Origin of the sequence: Pseudomonas multiresinivorans (assembly GCF_012971725.1) — a bacterium.
GTDB lineage: Bacteria > Pseudomonadota > Gammaproteobacteria > Pseudomonadales > Pseudomonadaceae > Pseudomonas > Pseudomonas multiresinivorans.
Genome location: NZ_CP048833.1, coordinates 140181 through 155557, shown reverse-complemented (window position 1 = coordinate 155557; position 15377 = coordinate 140181). Strand labels below are relative to the sequence as shown.

At 65.7% G+C, this 15377-nt stretch carries 16 protein-coding genes; 5 read left to right on the top strand and 11 right to left on the bottom strand.

Translation table 11 applies throughout. The features are described 5' to 3' along the window. Positions 1 to 30: 30 nt before the first annotated feature. The 11 genes from G4G71_RS00685 to G4G71_RS00635 all read right to left on the bottom strand — a co-directional run bounded on the left by G4G71_RS00685 (position 31) and on the right by G4G71_RS00635 (position 9550). Complete coding sequence (locus tag G4G71_RS00685; RefSeq protein WP_169935004.1) at positions 31 to 870, bottom strand: glycosyltransferase; 840 nt, start codon at positions 868 to 870, stop codon at positions 31 to 33. A 5-nt stretch (positions 871 to 875) separates the two neighbouring features. Further along, complete coding sequence (hemW, locus tag G4G71_RS00680) at positions 876 to 2066, bottom strand: radical SAM family heme chaperone HemW (RefSeq protein ID WP_169935003.1); 1191 nt, start codon at positions 2064 to 2066, stop codon at positions 876 to 878. Further along, the gene (gene rdgB, locus G4G71_RS00675) at positions 2063 to 2656 is read right to left on the bottom strand and encodes an RdgB/HAM1 family non-canonical purine NTP pyrophosphatase (protein WP_169935002.1); all 594 of its coding nucleotides are present in this window, start codon (positions 2654 to 2656) and stop codon (positions 2063 to 2065) included. Before rdgB ends, hemW begins: the two co-directional genes overlap by 4 nt. Further along, positions 2653 to 3075, bottom strand: coding sequence for a DUF4426 domain-containing protein (locus G4G71_RS00670; RefSeq protein WP_054907816.1), 423 nt, complete (start codon positions 3073 to 3075; stop codon positions 2653 to 2655). The genes rdgB and G4G71_RS00670 overlap by 4 nt, the downstream gene beginning before the upstream one ends. A gap of 34 nt (positions 3076 to 3109) precedes the next feature. Then, a complete protein-coding gene (gene metW / locus G4G71_RS00665) occupies positions 3110 to 3730 on the bottom strand; it encodes a methionine biosynthesis protein MetW (protein WP_024766763.1) in 621 nt (206 codons plus the stop codon). 10 nt (positions 3731 to 3740) lie between these two features. After that, on the bottom strand, positions 3741 to 4880 hold the full coding sequence (gene metX, locus G4G71_RS00660; protein WP_054907817.1) for a homoserine O-succinyltransferase MetX: 1140 nt from the start codon (positions 4878 to 4880) through the stop codon (positions 3741 to 3743). Between the two features lie 98 nt (positions 4881 to 4978). Then, positions 4979 to 6946: a dynamin-like GTPase family protein gene (locus G4G71_RS00655; RefSeq protein WP_169935001.1), complete on the bottom strand. Its 1968-nt coding sequence runs from the start codon at positions 6944 to 6946 to the stop codon at positions 4979 to 4981. Positions 6947 to 7064: 118 nt separating this feature from the next. Continuing rightward, positions 7065 to 7355: a DUF167 domain-containing protein gene (locus G4G71_RS00650; RefSeq protein WP_169935000.1), complete on the bottom strand. Its 291-nt coding sequence runs from the start codon at positions 7353 to 7355 to the stop codon at positions 7065 to 7067. Between the two features lie 50 nt (positions 7356 to 7405). Continuing rightward, positions 7406 to 7999 carry a YggT family protein gene (locus G4G71_RS00645; RefSeq protein ID WP_169934999.1) on the bottom strand — a complete coding sequence of 198 codons (594 nt, stop codon included), beginning with the start codon at positions 7997 to 7999 and terminating at the stop codon, positions 7406 to 7408. A 13-nt stretch (positions 8000 to 8012) separates the two neighbouring features. After that, a complete protein-coding gene (gene proC / locus G4G71_RS00640; protein ID WP_169934998.1) occupies positions 8013 to 8843 on the bottom strand; it encodes a pyrroline-5-carboxylate reductase in 831 nt (276 codons plus the stop codon). Positions 8844 to 8860: 17 nt separating this feature from the next. After that, positions 8861 to 9550: a YggS family pyridoxal phosphate-dependent enzyme gene (locus G4G71_RS00635; RefSeq protein ID WP_169934997.1), complete on the bottom strand. Its 690-nt coding sequence runs from the start codon at positions 9548 to 9550 to the stop codon at positions 8861 to 8863. A 73-nt stretch (positions 9551 to 9623) separates the two neighbouring features. Here G4G71_RS00635 and pilT point away from each other — a divergent pair, with 73 nt between their 5' ends. The 5 genes from pilT to G4G71_RS00610 all read left to right on the top strand — a co-directional run bounded on the left by pilT (position 9624) and on the right by G4G71_RS00610 (position 15128). Continuing rightward, complete coding sequence (pilT, locus tag G4G71_RS00630) at positions 9624 to 10658, top strand: type IV pilus twitching motility protein PilT (protein WP_024766758.1); 1035 nt, start codon at positions 9624 to 9626, stop codon at positions 10656 to 10658. Between the two features lie 104 nt (positions 10659 to 10762). Next, positions 10763 to 11908, top strand: a complete 1146-nt coding sequence (gene pilU / locus G4G71_RS00625) for a type IV pilus ATPase PilU (protein ID WP_024766757.1) — start codon at positions 10763 to 10765, stop codon at positions 11906 to 11908. 69 nt (positions 11909 to 11977) lie between these two features. Beyond that, on the top strand, positions 11978 to 12382 hold the full coding sequence (locus G4G71_RS00620) for an NINE protein (protein WP_024766756.1): 405 nt from the start codon (positions 11978 to 11980) through the stop codon (positions 12380 to 12382). A gap of 206 nt (positions 12383 to 12588) precedes the next feature. Continuing rightward, positions 12589 to 13962 (top strand): pyridoxal-phosphate dependent enzyme, encoded by a 1374-nt coding sequence (locus G4G71_RS00615; RefSeq protein ID WP_169934996.1) that lies wholly within the window; start codon positions 12589 to 12591, stop codon positions 13960 to 13962. Further along, on the top strand, positions 13959 to 15128 hold the full coding sequence (locus G4G71_RS00610; protein WP_169934995.1) for a trans-sulfuration enzyme family protein: 1170 nt from the start codon (positions 13959 to 13961) through the stop codon (positions 15126 to 15128). The genes G4G71_RS00615 and G4G71_RS00610 overlap by 4 nt, the downstream gene beginning before the upstream one ends. The last annotated feature ends 249 nt before the right edge of the window (positions 15129 to 15377 follow it).

Here is a 15377-nt window from a genome sequence, read left to right as displayed (position 1 = left end):
GGGGAGTGTACTTGAGTGCGCCGCCTTGGGTCAGTCGGGCTTGCGCAGCATGAGCCTCAGGGTTGTCAGGGCTATCGCCTTGTCGCGGAACAGCAGCAACTGCTTGATCAGGCGAAGCGGCAAGTGCCGCCGGTAGCTGGCGAAGAGGTCGGTACGATAGCGGCTGTAGAAGCGGTACTCCGACTCGTAGATGCTTTCGTAGCGCGACCTGGACACTCGGTTGCGCTCGCTGATCGAGAGGTTCTGGCGGATTTCGCTGGCCATCACGCAGAGCTGCCGGCCCTGGTTTCTCGCATGGTGGAATGCCCAGTGGTCCAGATAATCCAGGGGGAACTCCGGATTGAACCCGCCAGACGCCGCCAGCCAGGAAACTCGCCAGCAGGCGCCGGAATTGATCGCCGTGATCGGTTCGCTGGTGCTGCCGGAGTGGTTGTACGCCAGGGCCCTGACCTTGCTGCAGTCCATGGGGGAGACCTGCCGCTGCCCATCGCTGACCCGTGGCACCAGGCAGACGCAGCGGGCATCTAGGTCTTCTGTCGCTCGCGTCAGCTCGGCAAAGTAGTTCGCATCCAGGCGGGTGTCCTGATCCAGCAGCAGAAGCCAGTCGCTGCCGCGTTCGCAGGCCGAGCGCAGCGCGAGGTTATAGGCGGCGGCGAGCCCCGGGTTGCTGGCATCGTGGTGGTAGCGAACTGCAAGGCCCTCATCCAACGACGGCCGTGGCTGGGGGGCCGGGCTGTTGTCGTGGAGGATCAGCTCGACGTCCTGGTTGGCCAGCCACACCAGGTTGTCCTGCAGGCTGCGAAAACTCTCGGAGTCGGCCAGGGATTGCTTGTAGATCACCAGAACGATGGTCGCCCGCATCTTCGTCATCGGCATCATTCGGGCAGGAAGCGCTGCAGCAGGTCGTTGAGGAACAGTTGGCCGCGCTCGGTCGGCGCCAGGCGATGCGGGTCCTCCACCAGCAGGCCATCCTTGCGCGCCAGGAGGCAGGCCTCCTCGATGGCTGCGAGCGGCAGGCCGGTGCGCTCGGCGAAGGTGGCCGCCGGTACACCTTCGGTCAGGCGCAGGGCGTTCATCATGAACTCGAAGGGCAGGTCGCCCGCTTCCAGGTCGCGTTCGCCGGCCTGGAAGGGCTTCTCCGGGTTCAGGTAGTCCTTCGGCAGGCGGGTCTTCCAGGTGCGCAGGATGCGCCCTTCCGGGGTGCTCAGCTTGGCATGGGCGCCGGCGCCGATGCCGAGGAAATCGCCGAAGGTCCAGTAGTTCAAGTTGTGCCGCGCGCGCTTGCCGTCGCGGGCATAGGCGGAGGTTTCGTACTGCAGGTAGCCCGCCTGGGCGAGCAGCGCCTGGCCGGCTTCCTGGATTTCCCACAACTGGTCGTCTTCGGGCAGCTCCGGCGGCTGGCTCCAGAACACCGTGTTCGGCTCCATGGTCAGCTGGTACCAGGACAGGTGCGTCGGCGCCAGGTCGATGGCCTGCTGCAGGTCGCTCAGCGCGTCGACGACGCTCTGGTCCGGCAGGCCATGCATCAGGTCCAGGTTGAAGTTGTCGAAACCGGCGCGGCGCGCCATTTCGGCGGCTCGTACCGCCTCGTCGCCATCGTGGATGCGGCCCAGCGCCTTGAGCTTTTCGGCCTGGAAGCTCTGGATGCCGATGGACAGGCGATTGATCCCCAGCTTGCGGTAATCGGCGAACTTCGCCTGCTCGAAGGTGCCGGGGTTGGCTTCCAGGGTGATCTCGATGTCGCTTTCGAAGCCTACCTGTTTTTCCAGCCCTTCGAGGATGCGGCCCAGCGCCTTGGCGGAAAACAGGCTGGGCGTGCCGCCGCCGAAGAAGATCGACGTCAGCTTGCGGCCGTGGACGTACCCACGGTCGGCGGCCAAGTCAGCCAGCAGCGCCTCGACGTAGGCGTCTTCCGGCAGCTCCGGCCCGGCGGCGTGGGAATTGAAGTCGCAATAGGGACATTTGCGCACGCACCAGGGGATGTGGACGTACGCAGACAGCGGTGGCAGGCGGAAGCCGGAAACCACCGGCCCGGCGTCGAGCCCGTGGCGTCCTGCCTGGCTCATAGACCCAGCCGTTGCTTCAGCAGGGCCATGGCGCGGGCGCGGTGGCTGAGCTGGTTCTTCTGCTCGGGCGGCAGCTCGGCGCTGGAGCACTCGGCTTCCGGCACCCAGAACAGCGGGTCGTAGCCGAAGCCGTGCTCGCCGCGGGCTTCGCGCAGGATACTGCCGTGCCAGAGGCCTTCGCAGAGGATCGGCAGCGGGTCGTCGGCGTGGCGGACCAGGGCCAGCACGCTGACGAACTGGGCGCCGCGGGCCTCGTCCGGCACGTCCTTCATGGCATCGAGCAGCTTGGCGTTGTTCGCCGCGTCACCCTTGCCGTCGGCGTAGCGGGCGGAATAGATGCCCGGCGCACCGCCGAGGAAGTCCACCGCCAGGCCGGAGTCGTCGGCCAGCGCCGGCAGGCCGGAGATGCGTGCGGCATTGCGGGCCTTGAGGATGGCGTTCTCGACGAAGGACAGGCCGGTCTCTTCCGGCTCCACGTCGCTGAACTCGCCGATGGAGCGCACCTTCACGTGCGCTCCGAGCATGGCCTGGAGTTCCTTGAGCTTGCCGGCGTTGTGACTGGCCAGCACCAGTTGTTCGAGCTTGATCATTCGTCGGGGAAGATTTCCTGCATGAAGTCGAAGCTTTGCGGGGCTTCGCTTCCGGACTGGACCTGGATGGAGAAGGTCAGGGTTTCGCGGCCTTCGATGGGGAACTGCGCCAGGTTGTACACGGCGCCTTCCTCGACCACGCGCTTGAAGGTCAGGGGAATGGTCTGGCCCATCAGGTTCTTGGCGGAGCCGGCGACGGTGGCGTTGGCCGGTTTGCCGCTGGCGTCCAGCGGCACGATGTTGATCACGCCCTGGGCCTTGCTGCGCACCACGCCCACGGCTTGCGCGACGTTGGGTTGGAGGAAGCTGGAGTTGAACACACTGTAGTGCACCTGCAGGTCACCCAGGCGCTTCACCTGTTCGGCGAAGGCGGGGACGGCGAGGACCAGGCAGGCGAAGAAGGTAAGCAGGCGGCGCATGATGTTTCTCCCGGGCTCTATCAGATAGCCGCGATCAGACGGCGATGCGGTGGTCTTGCACGCCAGCGCCGCTGATCCGGTAGATGCCGATCTCACCCAACAGATTAGGCCAGATTCGCGAGGCCCAGCCATGCTGGTGCTCGTGGTCCACCGCCAGACGGTCCAGCACCCTCGCGTGTTGCTCGTGGCAGAGCGCCTCGAAGTCGCGGAAGGTGCAGAAGTGGATGTTCGGCGTGTTGTACCAAGTGTACGGAAGGAAGTCCGACACCGGCATGCGGCCATTGCGCGCGAGGTACCAGCGGCAGCGCCAGTGGCCGAAGTTGGGGAAGGTGATGATGCAGGTCCTGCCCACGCGCAGCATTTCCGCCAGCACCTTGTCCGGGTAGCGCAGGGCCTGCAGCGACTGGGTCATCACCACCACGTCGAAGCTGTTGCTGGCGAAGTTGCCCAGGCCCTTATCGAGGTCCTGTTCGATGACGTTGACCCCACGTTCGATGCACTTGGCGATCTTGTCGGGGTCGATCTCCAGGCCGTAGCCGCCCACCTGCTTGTGGTCGCGCAGCCAGGCGAGCAGCTCGCCGTCGCCGCAGCCCAGGTCGAGCACGCGGCTGCCGGCGGGGATCCAGTCTTGGATGATTTCCAGGTCGGCGCGCATGGGTGTCCTTTTATACGCTGATGCGGTGCATGTAACCGCTGAAGGCTTGCAGGTAGCGCGGAATCGGCATCAGGAAGGCGTCATGGCCTTGCGGGGCGTCGATTTCCAGGTAGCTGACGTTCTTCTTCGCCGCCAGCAGGGCGTCGACGATCTCCCGCGAACGCGCCGGGGAGAAGCGCCAGTCGGTGGTGAAGGACATCAGGCAGAAGTCCGCTTTCACCCCGGCGAGGGTACGCGCCAGGTCGTCGCCGTGGGCGGCGGCCGGATCGAAGTAGTCCAGCGCCTTGGTCATCAGCAGGTAGGTGTTGGCGTCGAAGCGGGTGGAGAACTCCTCGCCCTGGTAGCGCAGGTAGCTTTCCACCTGGAACTCGACGCTGTGCAGGTCGTAGTTGAGCTTCTCCGACTTCATGTCGCGGCCGAACTTGGCGCCCATGGCGTCATCGGAGAGGTAGGTGATATGGCCGACCATCCGCGCCAGGCGCAGGCCGCGCTTGGGAATCACGTCGTGTTCCTGGAAATGGCCGCCGAAGAATTCAGGGTCGGAAAGGATCGCCTGGCGTGCGACTTCGTTGAAGGCGATGTTCTGCGCCGACAGCTTGGGCGCACTGGCGATGCACAGGCAGTGGCGCACGCGCTCGGGGTAGCTGATGGTCCACTGCAGCGCCTGCATGCCGCCCAGGCTGCCGCCGACAATGGCGGCCCAGCTCTGGATGCCGAGGCGATCGGCCAGGCGTGCCTGGCTGTTGACCCAGTCTTCCACGGTGACGACCGGGAAGTCCGCGCCGTAGGCCTTGCCGGTGGCGGGGTTCGGGCTGGTCGGGCCGGTGGAGCCGTTGCAGCCGCCGAGGTTGTTCAGCGCGACGACGAAGAACTTGCGGGTATCGATGGGCTTTCCCGGGCCGATGCAGCTGTCCCACCAGCCCGGCTTGCGCTCATCCTCGCTGTGGTAGCCGGCGGCGTGGTGGTGGCCGGAGAGGGCGTGGCAGATCAGCACGGCGTTGCTCGCCGTGGCGTTCAGCTCGCCGTAGGTCTCGATCACCAGCTGGTATTCGGGCAGGGTCTTGCCGCAGGCCAGGGGCAGCGGTTCGTTGAACTGCAGCGTCTGGGGGGAAACCAGACCGACGGAATCTTCGGGGAAGACTGTTGGCATCGACCCAGCTCATGAATAAAAAAGGACGGCCAGTCTAAAGAGCGCCGCCCCCCGCGGCAAGCGCACTCGGAAGGGGCGGCGCGGGCGTGGCGCGGGTTTCAGGCGCGCTGCGAAGTGGGCAGGGTGACGACCTTGGCCTGGCGCTGCAGCGGTGCCGGGCGGCGCAGCTGGCGGAGGATGTCGGTGGCCTCGGCGAGCTGCTGTTCCAGCTCCTCGGTATAGCGCCCCAGCAGCAGCGAGCGCTGCCGTGCCTGCTGGGTTTCCTGGGCCAGGGCCTTGAGGCGCAGCATGTGGGTTTCCAGCATCTGCTTGTGCTCGAGGCTGTACTGCATCAGCGGCATCAGGGCGTCGGCGGCCCATTGCTCAGCCTCTTCGCGCAGGCGCTGGTGGAGGCCGATGACTTCCTGGGCGACGGTGGCGAAGAAGCGTCGAGTCAGCAGGCGCTGCTCGGTGAGCAGGGTCTTGAGGTGCAGGCGGAAGCGGTCGGCCTTCTCCTGCAGCTTGGCGAGATCGCGCAGGTAGCGCTGGACGCGGAACTGCGGGGCGTCCAGGGCGTTGAGCGGGTTTTCCTCGTTGTGCCGCTGGTAGATGGCCGCGACCATGCGGTTGGCCGTCTCCGACTCGTGCATCAGGCCGACCAGGTCGGTCTCCACGGTGCGGAAGAACTGCAGGATGGCCTGGTGGATGCCGACCGTGGTCCAGCTGCCGCGCAGCTTTTCGTGGACCTTCTTCAGGTGCTGCTCCAACCGTTCCGGGCGCACGGCGTCGCGCAGCTGTTCACCCTGGTGGCGCAACAGCCGCTGGTTGGTCTTCAGGCTGAGCAGGCGCTTGTGGTGCAGGTTGTGGTCGTCCTTGGTCCGCGCGGTCAGCTCGAACAGCAGCTGGCCGCTGTCCTGCTGCTGGTCATTGAGCAGGGCCTGCTGCTCTTTCACCTTGTCCAGGCGCACGCGCAGGCTGTGCTGGCTGTTGTTGACCAGCGCCAGCACCTGGCCGACCACGGCCGTCTCCAGCAGGCGCTCCTTCTGCGCGACGATGCGCTCGCAGAGCAACTCTTCCAGGGATTCCATCTGGCTGCGTGCGAGCAGGTCGCGGTCGCCGCGCACCTTGGCCAGCAGCGCCTGCTTGGCCGACAGCGGCAGCACGTCCTCGCGGGCGATGCCCAGCTGGCGCGCGGTGGTGTCCTGGATATGATGGATGGCGTTCTGCACGAAGACTTCGCCGGCCAGGTCGTCCCACAGCACGTCGATCTTGTTCAGCACCGCGTAGAGGCTGGTGTGGCCGTCCTCGCCGAGCTGGCGCACGTGGTCCCGCCAGATGGCCATGTCGGAGGCGGTCACGCCGGTATCGGCCGCCAGCAGGAAGAGGATCGATTGCGCGCTGGGCAGCATCGACAGGGTCAGTTCCGGCTCGCTGCCCAGGGCATTCAGGCCGGGTGTGTCGAGGATGCGCAGGCCCTGGCGCAGCAGCGGGTGGTCGAAGTTGACCAGCGCGTGGCGCCACGCCGGCACCAGTACGATGCCGGGCTTGTCCGTGGCTTCGAGCATGTCCGGGTGGAAGCCCAGCTGGATCGCCTGCTCCACCGGCAGCGGCTTGGTCTTGGCGACCTGGGCGAAGGCCTCGGCCATGTTCGCCGGGTCCGAGGTATCCAGCGGGATGTTCACCCAGTGTCGCGGGATGCGTTTGAACTGCGCCACGCTGGCATCGGCGACGCGGGTCTCGATGGGCAGCAGGCGGATGTAGGGGCGTTCCGAGCGCGGGTCGAAGAACAGCTCGGTCGGGCACATGGTGGTGCGGCCAGCCTGGGATGGCAGCATACGGCGGCCGAATCCGGCGAAGAACAGGCTGTTGATCAGCTCGGTCTTGCCGCGCGAGTACTCGCCGACGAAGGCCAGGGTGATGTGGTCGACGCGCAGCAGGCGCAGGGTCCGCTCGAGGCGGTTCTCGATTTCCGGGGTATTCAGCCGGGCGCGCTCCAGCCAGCTGCGATAGCGGGTGATCTCACGGACCAGCTCGCGCTTCCAGGTGACATAGGCATCGATCTGCTGACTGAGACGTTCCATGCTCATCCGGGCGTTCCTTGGGCTGGCGCGTCCTGCGCGGGGAATGGATGGCGTGGATTATGCGACGGAGTGTAGGAATAGCAATTGGCCTACAGCACATTCCTACACGTAAGGTCGGCCAAGGTTACCGAGCGGCTATCCCGAGTTCTGTCGGAAATTTCGTCGGGCGGGGAATGCGCACGCGCTTCTGGCGATTCAGTTCGCCGCTCTCCAGCTTCACCGTGCTTTTCGGCACGCCGAAGGCCTTGCCGAGGAATGCCAGCAGGTGGGCATTGGCCTTGCCTTCCACCGGCGGCGCAGTGAGGCGGATCTTCAGGCGCTCGCCATACAGCCCGGCGAATTCGTCACGGCTCGCCTTGGGTTGCAGGTGGCAGTCGAGGACCAGGTCCTCGCCGTCCCAGAAATAGAAGCTCATTCGTCTTGCGGACTGTCGGAGCTCGCCGCGCGGGCGAGCTCCCTGGTCATTTACATGAAGGGGCTGAGGATCTGCGGCATCCCGGTCATCGCGGCCAGGTTGCCGATCACCAGCATGTCGATCAGCTTCAGCGCGATGAAGGCGAAGATCGGCGAGATATCCAGGCCGCCGAGGTTCGGCAGGAGCTTGCGGAAGGGCGCCAGGAACGGCTCGCAGATCTGGTTCACCAGCTGGGCGCCGGGGTTGTAGCTGCCCGGGGCGACCCAGGAGAGGATCACGCTGATGATCAGGGCGAAGAAGAAGATCTTCAGGAACAGCGAGGTCACCGCGATGATCGACCACACCAGCAGCTGCAGGACGTAGCCGCCGACGCCATAACCCATCAGGGTCAGGGTGATGACCATCAGCAGCAGCTGGACCAGGATGGCCAGCACCAGCGAGGCGAAGTCGATACCGCCGAAGCCGGGGATGACGCGGCGCAGCGGGTTCAGCAGCGGCTTGGTGGCGCGCACGATGAACTGGCTGAGCGGGTTGTAGAAGTCGGCGCGGACCAGTTGCAGGATGAAGCGCAGCAGGACGATCAGCAGGTACAGGCTGCCCAGCGTCTGGATGACGTAAATGGCAGCGGTGGAAATTCCGGTCATTGAGGGCTCCTCGTCATTGACCCAGTTGTTCGGCCAGCTCGGCGGAGCGGTGGTCGGCGGCGCCTACCGCCTTCTCCACCAGCGCCTCGAAACCGTTGGCCTGGAAAGTAGTGATGGCCGCTTCGGTGGTGCCCTTGGGCGAAGTCACGCGGCGGCGCAGTTCGGTGGGATCGACATCGCTGGTGATGGCCATCTGCGCAGCGCCCAGGGCGGTCTGGCGGGCCAGTTGCCCGGCGACCTCGCGGGACAGGCCGAGCTTCTCGCCAGCGGCGGTCATGGCTTCCATCAGCAGGAAGAAATAAGCCGGGCCGCTGCCGGAAACGGCAGTGACCGCGTCGATCTGCCGCTCTTCGTCCAGCCACAGGGCGATGCCCACGGCGCTCAGCAGTTGTTGCGCCTGCTCGCGCTGGGCGGCACTGACGCTCGCATTGGGGTACAGGCCGCTGGCACCCAGGCCGACCAGCGCCGGGGTGTTGGGCATGCAGCGGACGATGGCGCGCGGCTGGCCGTTCACGGCGCCCAGCCAGCGTTCGAGGCTGGCACAGGGGATGCCGGCGGCGATGGAGACGATCAATGCGCTATCGGACAGCGACGGCGCCAGCGCCAGGCAGACGTCCTTCATCACCTGCGGCTTGACCGCCAGGACCACCACGTCGGCGCCGGCCACGGCGCTGGCGTTGTCGCCGACTACTTCGATGCCGTGTTCGGCAGCGATCTTCGCGCGCTGCTCGGCGCCCGGATCGCTGGCGCGGATGTCGCCCGCGGCGACGCCCTTGGCGCGCAGGCCGCCGATGAGACTGGCGGCCATGTTGCCGGCGCCGATGAAGGAAATGCGGGTGCTCATTACGTCTCTTCCTTTATTCAGTGCGAGGCGCCGTAGTCGCGGGCGCCGAACAGGGCGGTACCGATCCGTACCCAGGTGGCGCCTTCGCCGATGGCGGCTTCGAGGTCGTGGCTCATGCCCATGGACAGGGTGTCCAGGCCGAGGTTCAGGGCGTGCATCAGCTCGCGCAGGCGGGCAAATGCAGCGTGCTGCGCGGCAACGTCTTCGGTTGGCTCAGGTATGGCCATCAGACCGCGCAGTTTCAAGTGGGGCAGTTGCGAAATTGCCTGGGCAAGGGCTGGCAGCTCTTCGGGAGAACAGCCGGATTTGCTGTCTTCGCCGCTGACATTCACCTGCAGCAGCACGTTCAGCGGCGGCAGGTTCGCCGGGCGCTGTTCGGAAAGGCGCTGGGCGACCTTCAGGCGGTCCACCGAATGCACCCAGTGGAAGTGCTCGGCGATGGGCCGGGTCTTGTTCGACTGGATAGGGCCGATGAAGTGCCAGGTCAGCGGCAGGTCGGCCAGCTCGATCTGCTTGAGCAGCGCTTCCTGCAGGTAGTTTTCGCCGAAATCGGCCAGGCCTTCGGCATACGCTTCGCGGATGGCGGCGGCGGGTTTGGTCTTGCTCACGGCGAGCAACTGCACCGAGCCAGGCGTGCGATTTTTCGCTTGTTCCGCCTCACGGATTCGTACGCGAACCTTTGCAATATTCTCTGCTATCGTGGACATTACCGTCGCTTTTCCGCCCGGCTGCTGCGAGTTCTGCGGCATTCTACCTGCTTGCTCTTGATTGGGGAGTCCCATGGATATTACCGAGCTGCTCGCCTTCAGCGCCAAGCAGGGCGCTTCGGACCTGCACCTCTCGGCCGGCCTGCCGCCGATGATCCGCGTTGACGGCGATGTTCGCCGCATCAACCTGCCGCCGCTCGAGCACAAGCAGGTTCACGCGCTGATCTACGACATCATGAACGACAAGCAGCGCAAGGATTACGAAGAGTTCCTGGAAACCGACTTCTCCTTCGAAGTGCCGGGCGTGGCGCGCTTCCGGGTCAACGCCTTCAACCAGAACCGCGGCGCCGGCGCCGTGTTCCGGACCATTCCCTCCAAGGTACTGACGATGGAGGACCTGGGAATGGGAGAAGTGTTCAAACGTGTTTCAGACGTGCCGCGCGGGCTGGTGCTGGTCACCGGCCCGACCGGTTCGGGCAAGTCCACCTCGCTGGCGGCGATGCTCGACTACCTGAACAACACCAAGTACAGCCACATCCTCACCGTCGAAGACCCGATCGAATTCGTCCACGAGTCGAAGAAGTGCCTGGTCAACCAGCGTGAGGTGCACCGCGACACCCTGGGCTTCAACGAGGCATTGCGCTCGGCCCTGCGGGAAGACCCGGACATCATCCTGGTGGGCGAGATGCGCGACCTGGAGACCATCCGCCTGGCGCTGACCGCGGCGGAAACCGGCCACCTGGTCTTCGGCACCCTGCACACCACCTCCGCGGCCAAGACCATCGACCGTATCGTCGACGTGTTCCCTGCCGAGGAGAAGTCCATGGTCCGCTCCATGCTCTCCGAATCGCTGCAGGCGGTGATTTCCCAGACCCTGCTGAAGAAGATCGGCGGCGGCCGTGTCGCGGCCCACGAGATCATGATCGGCACCCCGGCGATCCGTAACCTGATCCGCGAGGACAAGGTCGCGCAGATGTACTCCGCCATCCAGACCGGCGGTGCGCTCGGCATGCAGACCCTCGACATGTGCCTGAAAGGCCTGGTCGCCAAGGGCCTGGTCACCCGCGATTCGGCGAAAGAAAAAGCCAAGATCCCGGAAAACTTCTAATCCCACCGGGCCGTTCCCGGCCCGGCGCACGGAGCGCGCCACACGCACCCGCTTCGTGATCCGACAGCCCCGTCGCAGTCAGCGTGAACCTGGCGAGAAAGATCATGGAATTCGAGAAGCTGTTGCGCCTCATGGTGGAAAAGGGAGCCTCCGACCTGTTCATCACGGCGGGCGTGCCACCGTCGATGAAGGTCAATGGCAAGGTGCTGCCGGTGACCAAGACCGCGCTGTCGCCGGAGCAAACCCGCGAAACCGTGCTGTCGGTGATGAACGAGCAGCAGCGTCGCGACTTCGCCGAGAACCACGAGTGCAACTTCGCCATCAGCGCCCGTGGCGTCGGTCGTTTCCGCGTCAGCGCCTTCTACCAGCGCAACCTGGTGGGCATGGTGCTGCGTCGCATCGAGACCAACATCCCGACCATCGATGACCTGAAGCTGCCGGAAATTCTCAAGAAGCTGGCGATGACCAAGCGCGGCCTGGTGATCTTCGTCGGCGCCACCGGTACCGGCAAGTCGACCTCGCTGGCGGCCATGATCGGCTACCGGAACAAGAACTCCACTGGCCACATCATCTCCATCGAAGACCCCATCGAGTACATCCACCAGCACCAGGGCTGCATCGTCACCCAGCGCGAAGTGGGCCTGGATACCGATACCTTCGAAGTCGCCCTGAAGAACACCCTGCGCCAGGCGCCGGATGTGATCATGATCGGCGAGGTGCGCTCGCGCGAGACCATGGACCACGCCGTGGCCTTCGCCGAAACCGGCCACCTGTGCCTGGCGACCCTGCACGCCAACAACGCCAACCAGGCGCTGGAGCGGATCATCCACTTCTTCCCCGCCGACCGGCATGGCCAGGTGTGGATGGACCTGTCGCTCAACCTCAAGGCCATCGTCGCCCAGCAGCTGGTGCCGACCCCGGACGGCAAGGGCCGTCGCGCGGTGATCGAGGTGCTGCTGAACACCCCGCTGGCCGCCGACCTGATCCGCAAGGGCGAGGTCCACGAACTCAAGCCGCTGATGAAGCGCTCTACCGAGCAGGGCATGCAGACCTTCGACCAGGCGCTGTACCAGCTCTACACCCAGGGCGAGATCACCTACGAAGATGCGCTGGCCTACGCCGACTCGGCGAACGACCTGCGCCTGATGATCAAGCTGGGCTCGGAAACCGACGCCGACCACCTGACCACCATGACCCAGGGCCTGACCCTGGAGATGAGCGACGACGATCCCAATCGCCGCTTCCGCTGACCTGAAGAGCCCGCCTAGTGCGGGCTTTTCGTTTATTCTGGCTGTCACGCAAAACAACGGGAGAAAGGCATGTCCGCCAACCCTGATACCCACAGCAAGGTCATCGGCTACCTGCTGTGGATCTTCGGCTTCACCGGCTCGCACCGCTTCTACTATGGCCGGCCGATCACCGGCACCATCTGGTTCTTCACCCTCGGCCTGTTCTTCATCGGCTGGATCATCGACCTGTTCCTCATTCCTTCCATGGATGATGCGGCGGACCAGCGCTACCGCGCCGGCGGCATCGACTACAACGTCGCCTGGATCCTGCTGACCTTCCTCGGCGTGTTCGGCGTGCACCGCATGTACATGGGCAAGTGGATCACCGGGATCATCTACCTGTTCACCGGCGGCCTGTTCCTGGTCGGCGTGCTGTACGACTTCTGGACGCTGAACAGCCAGATTTCCGAGCGCAACGGGCCGCAACGGATCTGATCCTTCTTTTGTAGGAGCGAGCTTGCTCGCGAACGTGCTACTCGGCAGCTCCGGCGCTGAGGCAGTTCGCGAGCAAGCTCGCTCCTACAGACTTCGCCGTCTTTCGTCGCGCCGCCTGGCGCGAGCTGTGCCCTCCGCCTAAGGTCAGGAAGACAGTAGCAGGCGCCGCCGGGCGATCCCCATGGCGCCCAGAAGGAGTGGCTGCCATGAGCAACGAATCCCGCCCCGCCGTACTCGACCTGATCGGCAATACCCCCATGGTCCGCGTCACGCGCTTCGATACCGGACTCTGCACGCTGTTCCTCAAGCTCGAATCGCAGAACCCCGGCGGCTCCATCAAGGACCGCATCGGCGTCGCCATGATCGAGGCTGCCGAGCGCGACGGCCGGCTCAAGCCCGGCGGCGTGATAGTCGAAGCCACCGCCGGCAACACCGGCCTGGGCCTGGCGCTGGTGGGCCGCGCCAAGGGCTACCGGGTGGTGCTGGTGGTGCCGGACAAGATGTCCACCGAGAAGGTCCTGCACCTGCGCGCCATGGGTGCCGAGGTGCACATCACCCGATCCGACGTCGGCAAGGGCCACCCCGAGTACTACCAGGACGTTGCCGCGCGCCTGGCGAAAGACCTGCCGAACGCCTTCTTCGCCGACCAGTTCAACAACCCCGCCAACCCGCTGGCCCACGAAACCGGTACCGCCCCGGAAATCTGGGCGCAGACCGGTCACGACCTCGACGCCGTGGTGGTCGGCGTCGGCTCCGCCGGCACCCTGACCGGCCTGACCCGGTTCTTCCAGAAGGTCCAGCCTGACCTGGAAATGGTCCTGGCCGACCCGGTGGGCTCGATCATGGCCGAGTACTCGCGCTCCGGCGCCATCGGCACGCCCGGTTCCTGGGCGGTGGAAGGCATAGGCGAAGACTTCGTGCCCTCGATCGCCGACCTCTCCAGCGTGCGCCACGCCTACTCCATCAGCGACGAAGAGAGCTTCAGCACCGCCCGCGAGCTGCTGCGCAATGAAGGCATTGCCGCCGGTTCGTCCACCGGCACGCTGCTGGCCGCTGCACTGCGTTTCTGTCGCGAGCAGAAGGAGCCCAAGCGCGTGGTCAGCCTGGTCTGCGACACCGGCACGCGCTACCTCTCGAAGATCTACAACGACCAGTGGATGACCGACCAGGGGTTGCTGCAGCGCAAGCGCTACGGCGACCTGCGCGACATCGTCGCGCGGCGCTTCGAGGAGGGCAGGGTGGTTGCCGTCGGCCCCAAAGACACCCTGCTCACCGCCTTCCAGCGCATGCGCCTGGCAGACATCTCACAGCTCCCCGTGCTCGACGGCCAGCGGCTGGTCGGCGTCATCGACGAGTCCGACATCCTGCTGGGCGTGCATGACGACCCGGCACATTTCCGCTGCGACGTCGCCAGCGCCATGAGCACCGCCCCGGAAACCCTCGCGCCCGGCGCCAGCCTCAAGGAACTCGAAGCCGTGCTGGCGCGCGGGCTGGTGGCGATCATCGCCGACGCCTCGGGCTTCCACGGCCTGATCACCCGCTTCGACCTGCTCAACCATCTACGGAGGACCCTCGCATGAGCCAGCACGACGACCGCCTCGGTTTCGCCACCCGCGTGATCCACGCCGGGCAGGAGCCAGACCCTTCCACCGGGGCGATCATGCCGCCGATCTACGCCAACTCCACCTACCGCCAGGACAGCCCCGGCGTGCACAAGGGGCTGGACTACGGGCGCTCGCACAACCCCACGCGCTGGGCGCTGGAGCGCTGCGTGGCGGATCTGGAAGGTGGCAGCAAGGCGTTCGCCTTCGCCTCGGGGCTGGCGGCCATCTCGGCGGTGCTGGAACTGCTCGACGCCGGCTCGCATATCGTCTCCGGCAATGACCTGTATGGCGGCACCTTCCGCCTGTTCGAGCGGGTACGGCGGCGCAGCGCCGGGCACGATTTCCACTTCGCCGACCTGTCCCAGCCCGGCGCGCTGGAGGCGGCGCTCACCGACAATACGCGCATGGTCTGGGTGGAAACCCCGAGCAACCCGCTGCTGCGCCTGACCGATCTGGCCGCCATCGCCCGCACCTGCCGCGAACGCGGCATCCTCTGCGTGGCCGACAATACCTTCGCCAGTCCGTGGATCCAGCGGCCGCTGGAACTGGGCTTCGACATCGTGGTGCACTCCACCACCAAGTACCTCAATGGCCATTCGGACGTGATCGGCGGGATCGCCATCGTCGGCGACAACCCCGACCTCGCCGAGCGCGTGGGCTTCCTGCAGAACTCCGTCGGTGCCATCGCCGGGCCGTTCGATGCCTTCCTCACCCTGCGCGGCGTGAAGACCCTGGCGCTGCGCATGGAGCGGCACTGCGCCAATGCCCTCGACCTGGCGAAGTGGCTGGAACAGCAGCCGCAGGTGAAGCGCGTCTACTACCCCGGACTGGCCTCGCACCCGCAGCATGAGCTGGCGCGCCGGCAGATGAAGGGTTTCGGCGGAATGATCTCGCTGGACCTGGATACCGACCTGGCCGGCTCGCGGCGCTTCCTGGAGAACGTCCAGCTGTTCGCCCTGGCGGAAAGCCTGGGCGGCGTGGAAAGCCTGATCGAGCACCCGGCGATCATGACCCACGCCAGCATCCCGGCGGAGAACCGCGCGGCGCTGGGGATCGGTGATTCGCTGATTCGGCTATCGGTGGGTGTGGAAGACGTGGAAGACCTGCGCGCCGACCTGGCCAAGGCCCTGGCGATGATCTGACGCCCCGCACCGGACCGCTTTTCGTAGGAGCGAGCTTGCTCGCGAACCGCCCAGCTTCAGTGCCCGGAATGTTCGCGAGCAAGCTCGCTCCTACAAGGGCGCGAAGCCGCGTAAGCCTGCGCCTTCGTAGGATGGGTGGAGCGAAGCGATACCCATCATTTTCGGCACCGGCAGCATGGGTATCGCTGCGCTCCACCCATCCTACGTTCGAGCTCCTCCATGAAAAAGCCCGCCAATCGGCGGGCTTTT